Annotated in this window: 17 protein-coding genes; 5 read left to right on the plus strand and 12 right to left on the minus strand. The window is 70.3% G+C overall.

The genetic code is table 11. The features are described 5' to 3' along the window. Window positions 1-15: 15 nt before the first annotated feature. From NKT36_RS07895 to NKT36_RS07910, 4 genes are all read right to left on the minus strand, one after another. Window positions 16-621 carry an HdeD family acid-resistance protein gene (locus tag NKT36_RS07895; protein WP_327050501.1) on the minus strand — a complete coding sequence of 202 codons (606 nt, stop codon included), beginning with the start codon at window positions 619-621 and terminating at the stop codon, window positions 16-18. Window positions 622-795: 174 nt separating this feature from the next. Then, window positions 796-1107, minus strand: coding sequence for a DUF7091 family protein (locus NKT36_RS07900; RefSeq protein ID WP_327050502.1), 312 nt, complete (start codon window positions 1105-1107; stop codon window positions 796-798). 45 nt (window positions 1108-1152) lie between these two features. Then, entirely contained in the window at window positions 1153-2502 is a 1350-nt protein-coding gene (locus tag NKT36_RS07905) for an MFS transporter (protein ID WP_327050503.1), read from the minus strand. Window positions 2503-2583: 81 nt separating this feature from the next. After that, complete coding sequence (locus tag NKT36_RS07910; RefSeq protein ID WP_327050504.1) at window positions 2584-3486, minus strand: winged helix-turn-helix domain-containing protein; 903 nt, start codon at window positions 3484-3486, stop codon at window positions 2584-2586. A 294-nt stretch (window positions 3487-3780) separates the two neighbouring features. Here NKT36_RS07910 and NKT36_RS07915 point away from each other — a divergent pair, with 294 nt between their 5' ends. Together NKT36_RS07915 and NKT36_RS07920 are read left to right on the plus strand one after the other, a co-directional pair. Continuing rightward, on the plus strand, window positions 3781-4713 hold the full coding sequence (locus NKT36_RS07915; RefSeq protein WP_327050505.1) for a replication factor A: 933 nt from the start codon (window positions 3781-3783) through the stop codon (window positions 4711-4713). Window position 4714: 1 nt separating this feature from the next. Further along, complete coding sequence (locus NKT36_RS07920; protein ID WP_327050506.1) at window positions 4715-5329, plus strand: RPA family protein; 615 nt, start codon at window positions 4715-4717, stop codon at window positions 5327-5329. Between the two features lie 632 nt (window positions 5330-5961). On the opposite strand, the gene hutH is transcribed toward NKT36_RS07920, so the two are convergent. Genes hutH through hutU form a run of 4 tightly spaced genes read right to left on the minus strand, consistent with a single transcriptional unit; the run spans window position 5962 to window position 11487 of the window. After that, complete coding sequence (gene hutH, locus NKT36_RS07925; RefSeq protein ID WP_327050507.1) at window positions 5962-7560, minus strand: histidine ammonia-lyase; 1599 nt, start codon at window positions 7558-7560, stop codon at window positions 5962-5964. Next, entirely contained in the window at window positions 7557-8813 is a 1257-nt protein-coding gene (gene hutI, locus NKT36_RS07930; protein ID WP_327050508.1) for an imidazolonepropionase, read from the minus strand. The genes hutH and hutI overlap by 4 nt, the downstream gene beginning before the upstream one ends. Then, on the minus strand, window positions 8810-9754 hold the full coding sequence (hutG, locus tag NKT36_RS07935; protein WP_327050509.1) for a formimidoylglutamase: 945 nt from the start codon (window positions 9752-9754) through the stop codon (window positions 8810-8812). The genes hutI and hutG overlap by 4 nt, the downstream gene beginning before the upstream one ends. After that, window positions 9751-11487, minus strand: a complete 1737-nt coding sequence (gene hutU / locus NKT36_RS07940; protein ID WP_327050510.1) for a urocanate hydratase — start codon at window positions 11485-11487, stop codon at window positions 9751-9753. Before hutU ends, hutG begins: the two co-directional genes overlap by 4 nt. A 90-nt stretch (window positions 11488-11577) precedes the next feature. On the opposite strand from hutU, the gene NKT36_RS07945 reads away from it, so the two are divergent. From NKT36_RS07945 to NKT36_RS07955, 3 genes are all read left to right on the plus strand, one after another. Then, window positions 11578-12222: a helix-turn-helix domain-containing protein gene (locus NKT36_RS07945; RefSeq protein WP_327050511.1), complete on the plus strand. Its 645-nt coding sequence runs from the start codon at window positions 11578-11580 to the stop codon at window positions 12220-12222. A 240-nt stretch (window positions 12223-12462) separates the two neighbouring features. After that, window positions 12463-12654, plus strand: a complete 192-nt coding sequence (locus NKT36_RS07950; protein ID WP_327050512.1) for a hypothetical protein — start codon at window positions 12463-12465, stop codon at window positions 12652-12654. Between the two features lie 128 nt (window positions 12655-12782). Next, window positions 12783-13922 (plus strand): acyl-CoA dehydrogenase family protein, encoded by a 1140-nt coding sequence (locus NKT36_RS07955; RefSeq protein ID WP_327050513.1) that lies wholly within the window; start codon window positions 12783-12785, stop codon window positions 13920-13922. 54 nt (window positions 13923-13976) lie between these two features. Here NKT36_RS07955 and NKT36_RS07960 read toward each other — a convergent pair whose 3' ends face one another. From NKT36_RS07960 to NKT36_RS07975, 4 genes are all read right to left on the minus strand, one after another. After that, a complete protein-coding gene (locus NKT36_RS07960; protein WP_327050514.1) occupies window positions 13977-14351 on the minus strand; it encodes a cupin domain-containing protein in 375 nt (124 codons plus the stop codon). 24 nt (window positions 14352-14375) lie between these two features. Next, entirely contained in the window at window positions 14376-15596 is a 1221-nt protein-coding gene (locus NKT36_RS07965; RefSeq protein WP_327050515.1) for an RNA-guided endonuclease InsQ/TnpB family protein, read from the minus strand. 92 nt (window positions 15597-15688) lie between these two features. Next, a complete protein-coding gene (locus tag NKT36_RS07970; RefSeq protein ID WP_327050516.1) occupies window positions 15689-16447 on the minus strand; it encodes a ParA family protein in 759 nt (252 codons plus the stop codon). Window positions 16448-16568: 121 nt separating this feature from the next. Then, window positions 16569-16991, minus strand: coding sequence for an HIT family protein (locus NKT36_RS07975; RefSeq protein ID WP_327050517.1), 423 nt, complete (start codon window positions 16989-16991; stop codon window positions 16569-16571). Window positions 16992-17068: the final 77 nt, after the last annotated feature.

Here is a 17068-nt window from a genome sequence, read left to right on the forward strand (position 1 = left end):
AAAACGGTGGACAGTTCAGGCGCCGCGCGGTTCGGCCTCCGGCGGCTTGGTGGTCGTACGGGCCGCCTCGCGGCCGCCCATGGCGACGAACACCATCGAGATGCCGGTGAACAGCAGGTTCACGCCGAAGAGCAAGCCGACGGCCCAGGCCGCGCTGCTCGGGAAGCTGGCCCAGACGAGGCCGGCGAGCACGAGGGCCAGCAGGCCGCTGATGACGAGGCTCCCCCAGCTCTTCTCCGGGCGGATCCGGACGCCCATGACGATCTCGAAGATGCCGTCGACGAACAGGAACGCGGCGACCAGCACGGTCAGCGTCGCGAGCCCGACGACCGGGTTGGCCATCAGCGAGATGCCGGCGACGGCGTAGACGACCGCCAGCAGTCCCTGGACGACGAACCCCTTCCAGCCCGGGCCGGAGAAGGCCGACGCGAGGTGGACGAGGCTCCCCACGACCAGCGCCGCTCCGAGCAGTATCGACAGCGAGACGCCGGTGACGAACGGGAAGACGACGGCCAGGATGCCGAGAACGGCGACGACGACGCCCCCAACCATCATCCCGCGCCACGATTCGGCTGCAGTGTTCTCCAGCAGTTCAGCTTCACGTACAGTTTCAGTGCTCATGATAATTCCTCACGTAGAGAGTACGATGGGCGACATGATAAGCTATGTTGACGATTTCCGAGATTTTCCCAGTTACAGGCCGTTAGTCGGGCGTCTTCGAGGAGTTCGCGACAGACGGCGGTGAACCGACAGACCGGGTCGCTGTGCGGGCGTCGACCGGAGGCGCTCGACTCCTCACCACGTCTCGACGCGGCCCGCGCGCACGTCCTCGGCGCACCCCTGACAGTCGGGGTGGTCGGCGTCGAAGCAGGCCGGTCGCCCCTCGGGGTCCAGGCGGGCGGCCCGGCGCTCGACGTACCGGCGACAGACGATCTTCGCGCGCCCCTCGTCGTCGGTCGGCAGGTCGACCAGCGCGGCGTCGCGGGCGTTCCGGTAGGCGTCCCTCGCCTCCGAGAGCTGGTCGGATGCCGCGTTGCGCTGCTCCTCGACCCGTTTGCCCGCCTCCCGGAGCGTCGAACGGAGGAAGCGTTCGAGTCGGTCGTCCATACGTCGGCATGGACCGGCAGGGTGAAAGTTCGAACGGTGCGCCGGCTACGAGTCGGACGCCGACGGCAGGCCGAGCGTGGTCTCGTCTGCCTCCGACACCGACGGCAGCGACCGGATGCGCGGGTGGACGAGGAAGTAGACCGCGAGCAGCAGCGTCGTCCCCGCCAGCAGGTACAGCACCGCTCCGGGAGCGATCGCCTCGCCAACGGCCCCGCCGATGAGGTTGCCGACCGGAATCATGACCGCGGTGAGACTCGACACGACGGCGCTGACCCGGCCGAGCAGCGCCTCGTCGACCGACGACTGGAGCATCGACGAGAACATCACGTTGAACGCCCCGATCGGTGTGAGTGAGACGGCTATCAGGATGGCGGTGCTCAGGGGACCGGGCGCGAACGGGACCGTAAAGAGGGCGACGCTGGAGAACGTGAATCCGACGATAGAGAACGGGCCGTACGGCGTGTCCTCGACCAGCGACGCGGCGGCCGCGCCGACCAGACTCCCGCCAGCGGTGGCGGCCATCAACAGGCCGTACGTCTCCGGACCGCCCAGCGTGTCGGCGAACGCGGGCAGGACGGCCATCATCGCGCCGCCGCCGACGTTCGAGACCATCGCGCCGAGCACCATGGACAGGACGACCGACCCGCGGAGGTAGTCGATGCCCTCCCGGAGGTCGGCAAGGTAGCCGTCGTCGGCGTCGGTCACGTCCTCCGCGCTATCTGCGGCGTCCGCATCTTCCGAGTCGGTCCCCCCGTCCGCCTCGCTGGCGGCGGTCGCATCGTTGGCGTCTTCCACCTCGTCGTCCACCGCGTCCTCTGCGTCCGCGGTGGGGATGGTCAGGCCGACGAACAGGAAGGCCGCGACGGCGAAGGTGACCGAGTCGACGACGAACAGGGTGGTCGCGCCGACGACCGCGAGGATCGCGCCGCCCGCGGCGTTGAACACCACGTCGGCGCCCTGGTAAGCGGTCGAGAACAGCGAGTTCGCGCGGACGAGGTTCTCGTCGTCGACGATGCGGGGGAGCACCGCGGTCTGGGCCGGGTAGACGAACTGGTTGATCAGCGAGAGGACCGGCATGACGACCAGCACGACCCACACCGAGAGGTGGCCCGTCGCCGCGGCGAGCGGCACCGCCAGGACGAAGACGCCCTGGACGACCTGGGTCCCGACGAGGACGCGCCGCAGTTCCCAGCGGTCGACGAGCGGGCCGAACAGGAACTGGACGCTGGTGGGCAACTGGACCAGGAAGCCGGCGATGCCCGTGTACAGCGACGAACCGGTCAGGTGGTAGACGAGCCACATCGCGCCGATGAAGTAGAGGCTGTCCCCGGCGTTGGTGGCGAGTCTGCCGAGGAACAGTCGGACGAACGAGGCGTTCCGTCGTAGCGACGACATGAACGGACGCAGGGTCCACCACCCGTTAAGTGTTCGTAGAAATACATTTCTGTGGGCCGGATTGCAGAAACGAACTTCTGTCTAGCTGTTTTCACGTTCGCCGGCGTCGACGCGGCGCTCGTCGACGACGTCGAGGTCGGCGTCGAACGTGAACGTGCACGTCACGCCACCGATGCTGACGGGGACCTCGAAGCGGAGTGGGTCGTCGTTAGCGAGCGTGGCGACGCCCGACCGGAACCAGTCGAGTTCCCACACCGGCGTCTTCCGGAGGTCGACGCCGCGCTCGTGGTGGAATCCGACGACGGCCGGGTGGGCGAGGACGGCGAACGGGACCAGCGAGTCCACGCGGTGGTGGCACCGCCGGCAGCGGTGGACGACCCGGACGTCGAACCGTTCGCCGTCGAACCAGTCCGCGGCGAGGTCGTCGCCGGGACGGACCACCGCCGTCTCGATGGGGCCGTCGCAGTAGGGGCAGAAACCGTACGTCTGCACGTGGAGGTAGGCCTTCGTCCAGCGGTCGACGACGGCGGGCGCCTCATCGCGGGAATGCGCCTCCAGCACGCCCGGCGGAATCTCGGGGTTGCTGAAGATCATGTCGCAGTCGTCGCAGTCGATGGTGATGCCGTCGTCGCGGAACCGCGCCGACATCGGCGCGCCACAGTTCAGGCAGGGGACGTCCATCTCCACCGGCTCTGCGTCCAGCACGCTGGTGTAGCCGCCCGAGAACACGGCCCCGACGAGCCGTCGGCCGGCACCGGTGAGGCGGTACCCCTCGTCGCCGTCCCGGACGAACCGGCCGACGAGTTTGCCGAGGTGGTAGTTGAACTGGCCCGGGTCCTCGACGCCGACGCGCGACTGGAGTCCGGTGAACGCGAGCGGTTCGTCCGCCTCGTTGAGTTCCCGGAGGATGCGGAACCGCAGCTCGTGGGCCACGAGTTCGAACGCCTCGTCGGGGGAGAGCCGTTCGTCGACTACGTCGCTCATGCCGGACTATCTGTCGGGACGCGACAAGGAATTTCGGGTGGAGTCGGGAGCGGTCGCCACATCCTCCCGTTCGACGCCACCGCGAGTTGGTCGAATCCGACCCGCCCCCGCGACGAACCCGTCAGCGCGGCCGGAGCGGCCGAAATCCGACCCCAGGAAACGCCCGTATTTTCCCAAAACACGACCTCTCTCCCCCGTTTTCACTTCCGCCCCGGTCACGTAACCTTTTATACCATGCCGAACCAATCCCGACGCGTCTCCCGTGGAAACCAAAGCGGAGACGTGGAGCAAACCATGACCGATGTGCGACAGCACGCAACCGAGATACAGGAACAGTTCTCCGACCATCTGGACGTGACGGTCGACGACGTAGCCTCGCGGCTCGACAGCCTCGTCAACGAGTACAAGGTGCCGATGGAGGAGGCGCGCCGTAGCGTCGTCAGCCACTACCTCGACGAGGCGGGCCTCGAACGGGACGAGATCCGCAGCGGCGGCGGCACCGAAGACGCCCAGCTCGCGGACATCGACACCGACGAGGAGTGGCTGAACGTCACCGCGAAGGTCGTCGACCTCTGGGAGCCGCGCAGCGACGCCGTCGGGCAGGTCGGCCTGCTCGGCGACGAGAGCGGCACCATCAAGTTCACCAAGTGGGCCAAGTCCGACCTCCCCGAACTGGAGGAGGGCAAGGTGTACAGCCTCGGGAACGTCGTCACCGACGAGTACCAGGGCAACTACTCGGTGAAGCTCAACCGCACGACGACCGTCGAGGAACTCGACCAGGAGATGGAGGTCGGCGACGACAGCGAGGAGGTCGAGGGCGCGCTGGTCGACATCCAGTCCGGCAGCGGCCTCATCAAGCGCTGCCCGCACGAGGACTGCACGCGCGTCCTCCAGAACGGGCGCTGCTCCGAGCACGGCGAGGTCGAGGGCGAGTTCGACCTCCGCATCAAGGGCGTCGTCGACGACGGCGTCGACGTGCACGAGGTCATCTTCGACGAGGAGGCGACCGAGGAACTGACCGGCATCTCGCTCGACGAGGCGAAGCAGATGGCGATGGACGCGCTCGACACGACCGTCGTCGCCGACGAGATGCGCGAGAAGACGCTCGGACACTACTACCGCGTCGCGGGACCGACGATGGGTCGGTACCTGCTCGTCGACGAGATGGAGACGCTGTCCGGGCCAGTGGACGTCGAAGAGGCGCTCATCAAAGCGAGGTCGATCTGACATGAGTGGTGCACCAACCCGAGAGGTCGCGCGGCGCGCGTTCGCCGCGGAGTTCAACGACGCGAGTCACACGTTCAAGGAGTCGGAGGACGAGCGCGCACCGGTCTACCTGCTCCTCCCCACGGGCGAGCGGGCGAACCGCGTGTTCGTCGTCGGCACGCTGACCGAGAAGGAGGACGTCGGCGAGGACAGCGAGTACTGGCGCGGCCGGGTCGTCGACCCGACCGGGACGTTCTTCGTCTACGCCGGCCAGTACCAGCCCGACGCCGCGGGGATGCTCCGCGAACTCGAACCGCCGGCCTACGTCGCCATCGCCGGCAAGCCGCGGACGTACGAGACGGACGACGGGACGGTCAACGTCTCCGTCCGTCCGGAGTCCATCACCGTCGTCGACGCGGCGACGCGCGACCGCTGGGTCGTCGAGACGGCCGAGCGGACGCTCGAACGCGTCGAGGCGTTCGACGAGGACGTGAACCAGTACGCCGCGATGGCCGACCAGGAGTACGACCTCCCGGTCGAGCAGTACCGCGAGAGCGCCATCAACGCGTTAGAGAGCCTCGACTCGGACGGCGAGAGCGACCCCGAGGCCGGGGAGTCCGAGCCGCCGGCGCAGTAGCCGGCGCTGCCCTCCGCCGCAGACGGGGCGTTTTCGACGACGGTGTGGACGACGGGTAGCACGACCAGCGACGAGACCGGGTAGCGACGGGACCACGCGTCGACGCGCCGGAAGGGACGGATAGCAGCGGGACCCGGCAGCGACGCGAGTGGACAGATGGGGGGTAGAGTGCAGTGAACGCCGTCCGGGTGCGACGGGCACACCGGACCGCAGACGACAGACCAGATGTGCATCCGAACGACACCAGCACACGATAGTTCCGACGCGAACGCGATAACGGGGCCGCACGAGGGGGTCGACGCGGAGGGACGCCTCGACCACCACTACTGGCGGTGCGAGCGGTGCGGCCTGGAGAGTACGGATTCCCGACTGACGGATGGGTGCTTCCGCTGTGGCGCCGGAGGAGGCGATGGTTGACGAGCGGGCCTCGCCCAGCGGCGGGTGGGAGAAGGTGTACGACGCGATGGGGGCGGACACCGACGCCGAGGGGCCGGCGCGGCCGTGTCCGGACTGCGACGCGGCGTCCGAGCGCGTCTTCGACGGCGTGTTCCGCTGTCCGGAGCACGGGTTCTGGGCGCTCGACCGCGAGCAAGAGGTGCGGGGGGCGACCGGGGCGGGACGCGGGCGTAGGGCTACTCCAGCGACCCGTCGAGGTCGTCCTCGACGCGCGATTCGAGTAGGCCGGAGCGGACCATCGTCTCGGCCGCCGAGATCTCCTCGTGGACGGGGCGGTCCTCGACGAGCGGCGGGACGACCTCGCGCACCGCGTCGTAGGCGGCACCCGTGCCGACGCCGTGCCGGAGGTCGTCGTCGACGAACTCGGCGGCCTGGGCGGCACAGAGGAGTTCGATACCGACGACGGTGACGGCGTTTGCGACCGCGTCGCGGGCGTCGTAGGCGCTCTGGGCGCTCATGCTCACGTGGTCCTCCTGATTGCCGCTGACGGGCGTGTTGTCCATCGACGGCCGGCCGGTCGCGCGGTTCTCGTTGACCAGCGCGGCCGCCGTGTACTGGGCGATCATGTAGCCCGAGCGCAGGCCGGAGTGCTCGGTGAGGAAGGGCGGGAGGTGTGGCTCCTGCACGTTGGGGTTGAGCATGCGGTCGACGCGGCGCTCGGCGATGGCGGCCAGTTCCGTGACCGCGTTCGTCAGGTAGTCGAGGGGGAGCGCGAGCGGGTCGCCGTGGAAGTTGCCGCCGGAGAGGACGGCGGCGTCGCCGGTGCCGCTGGCGCGGTCGTCGACGTCGTCGGCGGGGAAGATGAGCGGGTTGTCGGTGGCGCTGTTGAGTTCCGTCGCCACCGCGTCGCGGAGGTGGGCGACGGCGTCGCGGACCGCACCGTGGACCTGCGGGAGACAGCGGATGGAGTAGGCGTCCTGCACGCGGTCGCAGTTGCGGTGGGACTCGACGACCTCGGAGTCGGCGGTGAGTCGCTTCACGTTGCGCGCGCTGGCGGCGTGGCCGGCGTGCTGGCGCACGTCCGCGATGGCGGGGTCAGCGGAGGCGGTCGTCGACATCGTCACCTCGGTCGTGAGCGCGCCGGCGACGTCGGCCGCTCGGACCGCGCGCTCGGCGTCGCGCACCGCGAGCGCCGAGAGCCCCACCGTCAGTTGGGTGCCGTTGATGAGCGCCAGCCCCTCCTTCGCGCGGAGCGTCAGCGGTTCGAGGTCGGCGGTCGCCAGCGCGGCGTCGCCGTCCAGCGGCCCGTCGACCGCCGCCGGGTCGCTCGCGGGTTCCTCGACGCGCGCCTCCCCTTCGCCGACGAGGACGAGCGCGAGGTGGGCCAGCGGTGCGAGGTCGCCGCTCGCGCCGAGGCTGCCGCGCGACCTGACGACCGGGTGGACGCCCTCGTTCAGCATCGTCACGAGGTGGTCAACGACGACCTCGCGGACGCCGGAGTACCCCTTGACGAGGGCGTTGACGCGGCCGACCATCATCGCCCGGACCTCCTCGCGGGTGAGGTCGCGGCCCGCCCCGGCGGCGTGGCTCCGGACGAGGTTGGTCTGCAGCGTCTCTATCTCGTCGGCCGGGATGCGCTCGTCGACGAGTTCGCCGAAACCGGTGTTGACGCCGTAGACGGCCTGGCCGCTCTCGACGACCTCCTCGACGCGGTCGCGGGCGGCCCGGACCCGCTCGCGGGCGTCCTCGGGGACGACGACCCGGGCGTCGTCGCGGGCCACGCGCTCGACGTCGGCAGGCGTGAGCGACTCGCCGTCGACGCGGACCGCGGTCACGCTCGCACCCCCTCGTCGTGCGCGGCAGCACCTTCTCTCGCGACCACCTCGCCGCCCTTCAGCACGGTGTCGACGGCGTTCACGCCGAAGTTGTAGGGGACGTGGACGTACGTCAGCGCGTCGAGCACGGCGAGGTCGCCCGGCGTCCCCTCCCGCAGCGTGCCGGTGCCGTCGCGGCGGTCGACGGCCAGCGCGGCGTTGCGCGTCGCCGCGACCAGCGCCTCGGCAGGGGTCATCCCCATCTCGACGCAGGCGAGCGACTGGGCGAAGCCCATGCTCTGTGAGTAGCAGTTCGGGTTGAAGTCGGTCGCCACGGCGACCGGCGCACCGGCGTCAAGGAACGCCCGCGCGTCGGCGTAGTCCGCGCCGAGGCTGAACGCCGTCCCGGGGAGGAGCACCGGCGAGACGCCCGTCCCGGCGACGGCCGCGACGTCCTCCTCGGTGGCGTGGAGCAGGTGGTCGGCGCTCGTCGCCCCCATCCCGGCGGCGAGTTGCGTCCCGCCGAGGTGGGCGAGTTCCTCGGCGTGGACCTTCGGCTTCAGGCCGACCGCCTCGCCGGCCTCCAGGACGCGCCGGGACTGCTCGACGTCGAAGACGCCCTCCTCGCAGAAGACGTCGCAGAACTCCGCGATGTCCTGGTCGGCGACCGCGGGGAGCTGCTCGTCGACCACCTCGTCGACGTAGTCGTCGGCCTCGCGACCCTCCGGGACGGCGTGGGCGCCCATGAACGTCGGCACCACGTCGACCGGGTGGACCTCGTCGGCGCGGGCCATGACGTCGAGCATCCGTAGTTCCGTCTCGGTGTCGAGGCCGTACCCCGACTTCACCTCGACGGTGGTCGTGCCGTGCGCGAGCATCACGTCGAGGTGGGAGAGCAGGTTGTCGAGCAGCGTCCCGTCGCTCGCGTTCCGGGTCGCCCGGACGGTGCGAAGGATGCCGCCGCCTTCCTCCAGTAGCTCCTGGTAGGTGGCGCCCTGGAGCTTCGCCTCGAACTCGTCGGAGCGGTCGCCCGCGAACAGCGCGTGGGTGTGCGGGTCGACGAACCCTGGGACGACTGCGGCCCCGTCGGCGTCGACGTCGTGGTCGGCGTTCGCCGGCGGGAACTCGCGCTTTACGGGGCCAGAAGGGCCGACGCGGGCCACCTCGCCGTCCACCACCGCGACGGCGGCGTCCTCGTAGATGCCGAGTTCGCCCTCGTCGTCGACGGTGACGACCTCGTTCGCGCCGTGGACGACGGCGTCGAGGTCGCTCATCGGCCACCTCCCAGCGCGGCGAGGAAGTGCGCGATAGCGCGCGCACCGGCCCGCGCCGTCCGGTCGCCTTCGTCCAGCGGGGGCGCACACTCGACCACCTCGAACCCCACAATCTGGGGGCCACCGCGTTCGCGGCGCGCGCTGCTCGCCACGAGGCGCAGTGCACGGAACAGTTCCCGGGTCGTCAGGCCGCCGGGCGTCGGCGCGCTCACGCCGGGTGCCGCGGCGGCGTCCAGCACGTCGAGGTCGACGCTGACGTAGAGGGCGTCGACGTCCATCCCCGCCAGCGCGCTGTCGACGGCCGAGACGACGTCGTCGCCCACCTCCTCGCTCGTGACGACCTCGCCGTCCCGCTCGCGGAGGTAGTCCGCGTACGCCGTCGACGTCTCGAAGTGACGCGCGCCGACCACGCTGTAGGCGTCGAGGCCCGCCTCGTGCAACTGGCGGTACGGCGTGCCGCTGGTCGGGCCGTCGCGCAGCTCGCGGCAGTCGAGGTGGGCGTCGAAGTTGACGATCCCCAGCGACCCCGCGTCGAGCAGCGGCGCGGCGTTCGGCACGGTCAGGGAGTTGTCGCCGCCGAGGAAGACGGGGACGGCGTCGCTCTCGTGGACGTCTTCCGTGGCGGACTGCACTGCGTCCTGGACCGCCGCGACGCCCTCGTCCGCCGGGACGTCGACGTCGCCGAGGTCCGCCACGTCCGCGACCGGGCCAGCGTCGAAGTGGTGGGTCTTGGTGGCGGCGAGCGCGTCGCGGAGCGCGGCGGGTCCCTCGCGCGCGCCGCGGCGGCCGATGACGGCGCCGTCGTACGGTTCGCCGACGAGCACGGCGTCGTAGTCGTCAGCGTCGGCGAGCGACGCGCGCTCGACGACGTCGCCGAACTGCTCGTCGTTCGGGTCCGACGAGGGGACGGTCCACTCGTCGGGATGAGTGAGTCCCGTCATTTTCGGTCACGCATGGGGACGGCGACGTTCGACCGCTCTGCCTCGTCGACGGCGTGCTCGTAGCCTGCGTCGGCGTGGCGGACGACGCCCATGCCGGGGTCGGTCGTGAAGACGGCGCGCGCCTTCTCGGCGGCGAGGTCGGAGCCGTCGAGGACGACGTGGTTGTTGGCGTGGAGCGCGTTGCCGATGCCGACGCCGCCGCCGTCGTGGACGCTGACGATATCCGCGCCCGCCGCGCAGTTCAGCAGGGCGTTCAGGACGGGCCAGTCGGCGACCGCGTCGGTGCCGTCCCGCATCGCCTCCGTCTCGCGGTTGGGGCTGGCGACGCTGCCGGCGTCGAGGTGGTCCCGGGTGACGACGACCGGCGCGGCGATCTCGCCCGCCGCGACGAGGTCGTTGATGCGGAGCGCGAAGCGCGCGCGCTCGGTGAGGCCGTCGGCGTCGGCGTCGTAGCCCAGCCAGCAGACCCGGGAGGGGAGCCCCTGGAACTCGACCTGCTCCTGGGCGAGGTCGATCCAGCGGTGCAGTTGCTCTTTCTCGGGGAACAGTTCCTTGACCGCCTCGTCGGTGCGGTGGATGTCCGCGGGGTCGCCGGAGAGCGCCGCCCAGCGGAACGGTCCCTTCCCCTCGCAGAACAGCGGGCGAATGTAGGCGGGGACGAAGCCTGGGTAGTCGAACGCAGTCTCCATCCCGCGGTGCTCCTCGACCTGGCCGCGGATGTTGTTGCCGTACTCGAAGGCGACGCTGCCGGCGTCCTGGAGGTCGAGGATGGCGCGGACGTGGCGCTCCATCGTGTCGAGGCTCACCTCGACGTACGCATCCGGGTCCTCCTCCCGGAGAGCGTCGGCCTCGTCGACGGTGTAGCCCGAGGGGTAGTACCCCTCAAGTTCGTCGTGGGCGCTCGTCTGGTCGGTGACGACGTCGGGGACGAACCCACGGTCGAGCATCCCCTCCAGCACGTCGGCGGCGTTGACGTGCACGCCGACGGAGTAGGGTTCGCCGGCTTCGGCGGCTTCCTTCGCGCGCTCGATGGCCTCGTCCAGGTCGTCGGTCTTCTCCTGGCAGTAGCCCGTCTCGATGCGGCGGTCGATGCGGTCCTCGTCCACCTCCGCGGCGATGCAGACGCCGTGGTTCATCGTGACCGCCAGCGGCTGTGCGCCGCCCATGCCGCCGAGGCCGCCCGTGACGACGACCTTGCCGCGCAGACCGTCGTTGTCGGGGTAGTGCTCGTCGGCGAGCGCCGCCAGCGTCTCGTAGGTGCCCTGGATGATGCCCTGGGTGCCGATGTACGCCCAGGACCCGGCCGTCATCTGGCCGTACATGATCAGTCCCTTCGCTTCGAGTTCGTGGAAGTGCTCCCAGTCGTCCCACTTGCCGACGAGGTTGGAGTTGGCGATGAGGACCCGCGGCGCGCGCTCGTGGGTCTCGAACCGCCCCACGGGCTTGCCCGACTGGACGAGCAGCGTCTCCGTCTCGCCCAATTCGCGCAGTTCCGCGAGGATCGCGTCGTAGGCGTCCCACGACCGCGCCGCGCGGCCGGTGCCGCCGTAGACGACCAGGTCCTCGGGGCGCTCGCCCACCTCGGGGTCGAGGTTGTTGTTCAGCATGCGGAGCGCGGCCTCCGCCCGCCAGTGCTCGCACTCGATGTCGGTGCCGGTGGGCGCGCCCCGGTACTCGCGCCACTGCTCGCTGGGCTCGCCCACGTCGTGCCCGGACTCGGCTTGTTCGCTCATCTCTCCCGTGTTCTACGTGCGCGAGGCGCAAATATCACGGCCCCCGCGAACGGAGGGGTGTTCAAGTACCGGTGGCGACAACCTCGACGCGTGTACGAGACGGTGCTGCGCGTCGGCCAGCCGGGCGTCTACGCCTCGGCGACCGACGGGACCGACACGACGGTCGAGTTGTGGTGCAACGACCACTGCGACCTCCTGCAGGTCACCGGCCCGGGCGGCGACGCCGTCGTCGACCACGTCCGGTCGCTGGTCGGGGTCCGGCGGGCGCTCGTGGAGGGCGACGAGCGACTGCTCGTCACCGACGCGTGCCTCAAGGACCACGAGGACGACCGCATCGAACCGTTGCTCGCGCGCCACGACTGCCTGCTCGTGCCGCCGCTGCGGTACGCCGACGGCGAGAAGTGGTGTCGCGTCCTCGCGCTCGACCCGGCGAACCTCGCCGCGCTCTACCGTGACCTCGCCGACGCGTTCCCGGTCACCGTCGAGTCGAAGCGCGAGGTCGAATCGGTGGCCGCCGACCGACCGCTGTACGCGCCCGAGACCGCGCTCCCGGACCTCTCGCCCCGTCAGCGGGAGGCGCTGTCTTCCGCCCGCGAGGCGGGCTACTACCGCATCCCGCGCGAGACGACGACCGCCGAGCTGGCGAGCGAGATGGGCGTCGACCGCCGGACGTTCGAGGAGCACCTCCGACGCGCGGAGAACAAACTGGTCGACGGGTTCGCCGAGTTCTACTGACAGACTGGAACGCCGCGACGAGCGGCGCGCATCCCGGAGCGCCGAATCGCAAGAGGGAGAGCCGCGTCAGCGGTCGTCTAGCGGCGGATTACCGTGGCGAAACCCTCCGTTGCAGTAGTTCAGGGGAACGATAACACGACGGGTCGAATCGTATCCCGACGATACCGAACTGCAACCGGCTCATAACAAAGCTGGTCCGGCCGTGACGTGGGGACATCGCACGGTGCGACGGTACCTAACATGAGCGGCACGCAAGAGAGCGGACGACACGACGAACAGCTTCCCGACCGGTTCGACGAGCGGGTGGAACTCGAGATCGAAGACGGAGCGGACAGGGAACGACCGGTGGTGCGGATGCGCGACGCCGTCGAGAACGACGCGTGGGTGACGGCGGAGATCGACGCGGTCGTCTCGCTCTCCGAACACCGCTGAGAGCCCCGGCCGGGACGACGGCGCTCGCCCGTTCCGTCGCCCCCCAGCGCCGGCGACCTCGTTCGACGCGCGGGCGAGCCTGCTGTAGCTGGCCCCCATTTTAAACCCGCCAGGAGAGACGTCAACGTATGAACTTCGAGATGACGGCGGACCAGCGCGAACTCAGGGCGGACGTCCGGACGTTCGCGCAGGAGGAGATCAGACCCCGAGCGATCGACCTCGACCGGAACGAGGAGTACCCGGCCGACATCCTCGACGAGCTCGGCGACCGGCGGCTCACCGGGCTGACGCTCCCGGAGGCGTACGGGGGTCGCGGCGAGGGGCTCGTCGAACTGGCGCTGGTGACCGAGGAGCTTTCGGCGGCGCTCATGCCGGTCGCCAGCGCGCTCGCCCTGCACCTGGGCGTCGCGACCGTCGTCGAGCGCTTCGGCACCGACGAACGACGCGAGGAGCTGCTCCCCGAGATGGCGACGTACGACACCGTCGGCGCGCTCGGGCTGAGCGAGGAAGACGCTGGGAGCAACAAGCTGGAGATGGAGACGACCGCCGAACGCGACGGCGACGAGTGGGTGCTGAACGGCCACAAGCAGTGGGTGACGAACTTCCGCCACGCCGACGTCGTCCTCACGTACGCCAGGACCGGTCCCGACGACCAGGCGCCGCACAACGTCAGCGCTTTTCTCGTCCCGACCGAGGCGTTCGACGTCGAGGAGGTGTGGGAGACGCTGGGCGCGAACAGCGTGAAGTCGCCCCGCGTGTCGCTCTCGGACGTCCGCGTCCCCGCCGACCGACTCGTCGGCGAGGAAGGGGAGGGGTACGTCCAGCGCGGGCAGGTCCACACCGGCGTGAACGTCCCTGCCCGCGGCGTCGGCATCGCCCGCGCGGCGCTGGCGGACACGGTCGAGTACACGGGTTCCCGGGAGCAGTACGACCAGCACATCGCCGACTTCCAGGGCGTCCGCTGGGAGGTCGCGGAGATGGCCGAGCGGGTCGACACCGCGCGCCTGCTCACCCTTCGGGCGGCCGACCGCGCCGACCGCGGCCGCGACGTCACTCGCGAGTTCAGCATGGCGAAGATTCACGCGACGCAGGCCGCGGTGGACAACGCGAACGACGCCATCCAGTTCCACGGCGGCGTCGGCTACACCACGGAACGCCACGTCGAGCGGTACCTCCGGGACGCGAAACTTCTCACGCTGGCGGGCGGACCGAACGAGGGCCACCGGGACGCGCTCGCGGAGTCGGTGTTCGAGCGGTACGGGGAGTAGACGCGACCGATAGCCGAGAACGGACGGTGGTGCGTCGCCGGGCGAGAAGTGTCGCTAGACGAGGTCGATCTCGTCGTCGCCGTTCGGGACGGCACAGAGGAACGCGCCGGGGTCGTCGCCCTCGTTGCGGTACCAGTGGACGGTGCCGGCGGGGATGAGCAGCGAGTCGCCCGCGCTCACCTCGTGCTCGGTCTCCTCGCCGTCCTCCTCGATGCCGACCACGTACTCCCCGGAGAGCACGTACTGCTCGTGTTCGACCTCGTTGGTGTGCTTCGGGACCTCCGCGCCCGGGTCGAGGGTGAATCGGCGGACGGCGAAGTTCGGTGCGTCCTGGTCCTCGCCGATGAGCACGCCTTTCGACATGCCCTCGGCGGCGCCGACGTCCTCGTATTCGACGTCCGATGCGCGGCGAACGACTGGGTCTGGCATGGGCAAGCGTAGGAGCGCGGTCGGCTAAGTCTTTGGCACTTCGGCGAGTTCCTCGTTCGGCACGAAGTCGCCGTCGGGCGTCACCCGCCCCGACGAGAGCGCGCAGTAGGTCGCCCCGACGCCGCGGGAGGAGAGCGGGCCGCGCCGGATGCAGCGGAAGGCCACGTTCTTCGCGGCGTTGTAGTCGTCGTTGGCCTCGTTGCCGCACTTCAGGCACTCGAAGTGGGTGCGCTCGACGTCGCGGTTCTGCGGATGGGTGAACCCGCAGGCCGTGCACCGCTGGCTCGTGTACTCGGGGTTGACCTGCACCACGGTGACGTCGCGCTCGGCGGCGCGGTAGGCGACGAACTCGAACAGGCGCTCGAACGCCCACTCGTGGAACTCGCCGGCGTCGGGGAGCAGGTCGTGGACGTCGCCGAGTTCGCCGAACGCGATGACGTCGCAACCGTGGCGTTCGGCCTCCTCGACGATACCGCCGGCGACCTCGTGGAGGTAGTCGCGGGCGTACCGGTCCGCGTGCTCACCCGCACGGCGGAGGGTTCGACGGGCACTCCGGGTGTCCGTCGTCCGGAGGTCCGCTCGGAGGTCGGCGAACTCCCGCTGGCGGTGGTCGAGTTCGCCGCCCGGGAAGAAGCGGGCCGTGCTCGTGACGGCGAGGTTGTCGACGCCGAGGTCGACGCCGAGGACGGTCGCGTCCTCACCGGGCGGGTCAGGGTCGGAACGTGGCGTCCGGAATCCGAGGTGGAGGACGAAGTCGCCGTCGCGGTAGTGGAGCGTGCTCTTGGACGGCTCCCACCGGTCGTCGTCGAGATACTGCGACTGGTAGCCGGCGTCCGGGACGACGAGGTCGCAGTGGACCCGCTCGCCGGTCGTCGTCAGGCTGACCGTACGGTCGTCGAAGACGGTCATGGTCCGCGTGTCGTAGACAACGGTCGGCGCGGTGAACTCGGGGCGCGCGTCGGGGTCGCCGTCCTCGTCGCGGGCGCGAGCGCGCTTGACCGCCTCGGCCGCCCGGTGGGTGGCCAGGACCGCGTGCTGGCTGCCGAGGTCGGTGCGCTCGCGGAGTTCGTCGTACGCGAGCTGCTGTACCTCGTTGCGGGTGTGACACTGCCCCCACGCGCTGTTGACCGCGATCTGGCAGCCGCGTTTCCACTCGCCGACCATCGTCAGCAACCGCTCGCGGTCGGCGGGGTCGACCGCGAGACGGGTTACAGCCGTCCGCTTGCAGTAGTCGGACTCCGTCACGCTCTTTTCTCGCCGGAGGGGTACCTTGAATACTTCGAGACGTCGCTGAGCGGAACCGGGTCGACCGGCGAACGCTGGCGAGGTCAGACCGACTACCGGAGCGCGTCCGGCACGTACTCCGCCGCGTCGACGTCCAGCAACCCCTCCTCGGGGAACTCCACGTCGAGGACCGTCTCGAACACGGTCGTCGCGGCGCGGGCGACGGCGGGCGAGAACTCGCCGTCGAGGTCCGGCGCGCTCGCCGGTGCCGCCGAGTCGGTCCGTAGCACCGTCGCGTCGGCCGCCGCCACCGGATGGTCGCCGGCGGCACGGGTTGCGACCACGGCGTCCGGTGGCGAGCCGACGTCCGCCAGGCGACCGCGCATCCGCTGGACGGCGTCCGCGCCGCGCTCGGTGGCCGGCGCGACGAGCGTGACGCGGTCGGCGGCGTCGACGGCCGCGACCGACTGGTTGGCGGCGACCGGCGGCGTGTCGACGAGGACGTGGTCGAACTCTCGACCGGCCGTCGCGATCAGGTCCTCGAACCGGTCGGCCGCCGCCGGAGTCTTCGCGCGGGCGAGTCGCTCGAACGGCGCGTACGCCGGACAGAGCGCGAGACGGCCCGCGAGTTCTGCGGGGTGGTCGACGAGTGCGTCGGCGAGCGTCGCGTCGTCGCCGGCGTCGGTCAGGAGCGCGGTCAGGTCGGTCTCGATGCGGCCGGGTGCGTGACGGGCCAGCCCCTGCGTGGCGACGGCAGCGTCGAGCACGGCGACGCTCCGCCCGGCGTGGGCGAGCAGCGCGCCCACCTCGACGCAGAGACGGGTCGTGCCGGCTCCACCGGTCACGCCGACGAGTGCAGCAGTTCGTTTCACGGTTCTACTCGGAAATCCTATCGCTCTGGCACTAAAAACTTCGGCGGCGAGTCGCGCTTCGTCGTTCGCCTCCGCCGCCGACGCGACAGCCGGCGGCGAGCACCACGACACTCGTCCCCGGTCAGCGTTCCGCTTCGATGTCGGCCGCGATGCCGTCCAGTTCGTCGTCGGAGAGGTCCGGGCGCTGGCCTGCCACCGCGTGGATGGGGTTGCCGCCGTCGTCCTCGAACCGCGGGACGACGTGGCCGTGGACGTGCGGGACCTCCTGGCCGGCGGCCGCGCCGTTGTTGAACGCGACGTTGCTGCCGTCGGCGTCGACCGCGGCCTCGACGGCCGGCGTGAGGTCGTGCAGCGCGGCGAACACCTCCGCGGCGGTGTCGTCGGGGAGGTCGTTCAGCGTCTCGTGGTGGTCCTTCGGGATGACGAGCGTGTGCCCGGGCGCGAGCGGATTGGCGTCGAGGAACGCCATCACGTCGCCATCCTCGTAGACGGTTCGACTCGGGATGTCGCCGTCGACTATCTGGCAGAAGATGCAGTCGTCCATGCGTATCGGTCGGGCGTTCGTGCGCTCGATGTATGAAGGTTGAGGCTCCACGTGGAGTAACGTCATGACATTCGATG

It is taken from the genome of Halomicrococcus gelatinilyticus (assembly GCA_024227995.1).
In the GTDB taxonomy this organism is placed as follows: Archaea; Halobacteriota; Halobacteria; order Halobacteriales; family Haladaptataceae; genus Halomicrococcus; species Halomicrococcus gelatinilyticus.

Coding starts and splice junctions, on each gene's coding strand:
- NKT36_RS07915 (WP_327050505.1), top strand. CDS start 3,781: ATGACCGATGTGCGACAGCACGCAACCGAGATACAGGAACAGTTCTCC.
- NKT36_RS07955 (WP_327050513.1), top strand. CDS start 12,783: ATGAACTTCGAGATGACGGCGGACCAGCGCGAACTCAGGGCGGACGTC.
- NKT36_RS07895 (WP_327050501.1), bottom strand. CDS start 621: ATGAGCACTGAAACTGTACGTGAAGCTGAACTGCTGGAGAACACTGCA.
- hutI (WP_327050508.1), bottom strand. CDS start 8,813: ATGAGCGACCTCGACGCCGTCGTCCACGGCGCGAACGAGGTCGTCACC.
- NKT36_RS07905 (WP_327050503.1), bottom strand. CDS start 2,502: ATGTCGTCGCTACGACGGAACGCCTCGTTCGTCCGACTGTTCCTCGGC.
- hutG (WP_327050509.1), bottom strand. CDS start 9,754: ATGACGGGACTCACTCATCCCGACGAGTGGACCGTCCCCTCGTCGGAC.
- NKT36_RS07950 (WP_327050512.1), top strand. CDS start 12,463: ATGAGCGGCACGCAAGAGAGCGGACGACACGACGAACAGCTTCCCGAC.
- NKT36_RS07975 (WP_327050517.1), bottom strand. CDS start 16,991: ATGGACGACTGCATCTTCTGCCAGATAGTCGACGGCGACATCCCGAGT.
- NKT36_RS07960 (WP_327050514.1), bottom strand. CDS start 14,351: ATGCCAGACCCAGTCGTTCGCCGCGCATCGGACGTCGAATACGAGGAC.
- NKT36_RS07920 (WP_327050506.1), top strand. CDS start 4,715: ATGAGTGGTGCACCAACCCGAGAGGTCGCGCGGCGCGCGTTCGCCGCG.
- NKT36_RS07900 (WP_327050502.1), bottom strand. CDS start 1,107: ATGGACGACCGACTCGAACGCTTCCTCCGTTCGACGCTCCGGGAGGCG.
- NKT36_RS07910 (WP_327050504.1), bottom strand. CDS start 3,486: ATGAGCGACGTAGTCGACGAACGGCTCTCCCCCGACGAGGCGTTCGAA.
- hutU (WP_327050510.1), bottom strand. CDS start 11,487: ATGAGCGAACAAGCCGAGTCCGGGCACGACGTGGGCGAGCCCAGCGAG.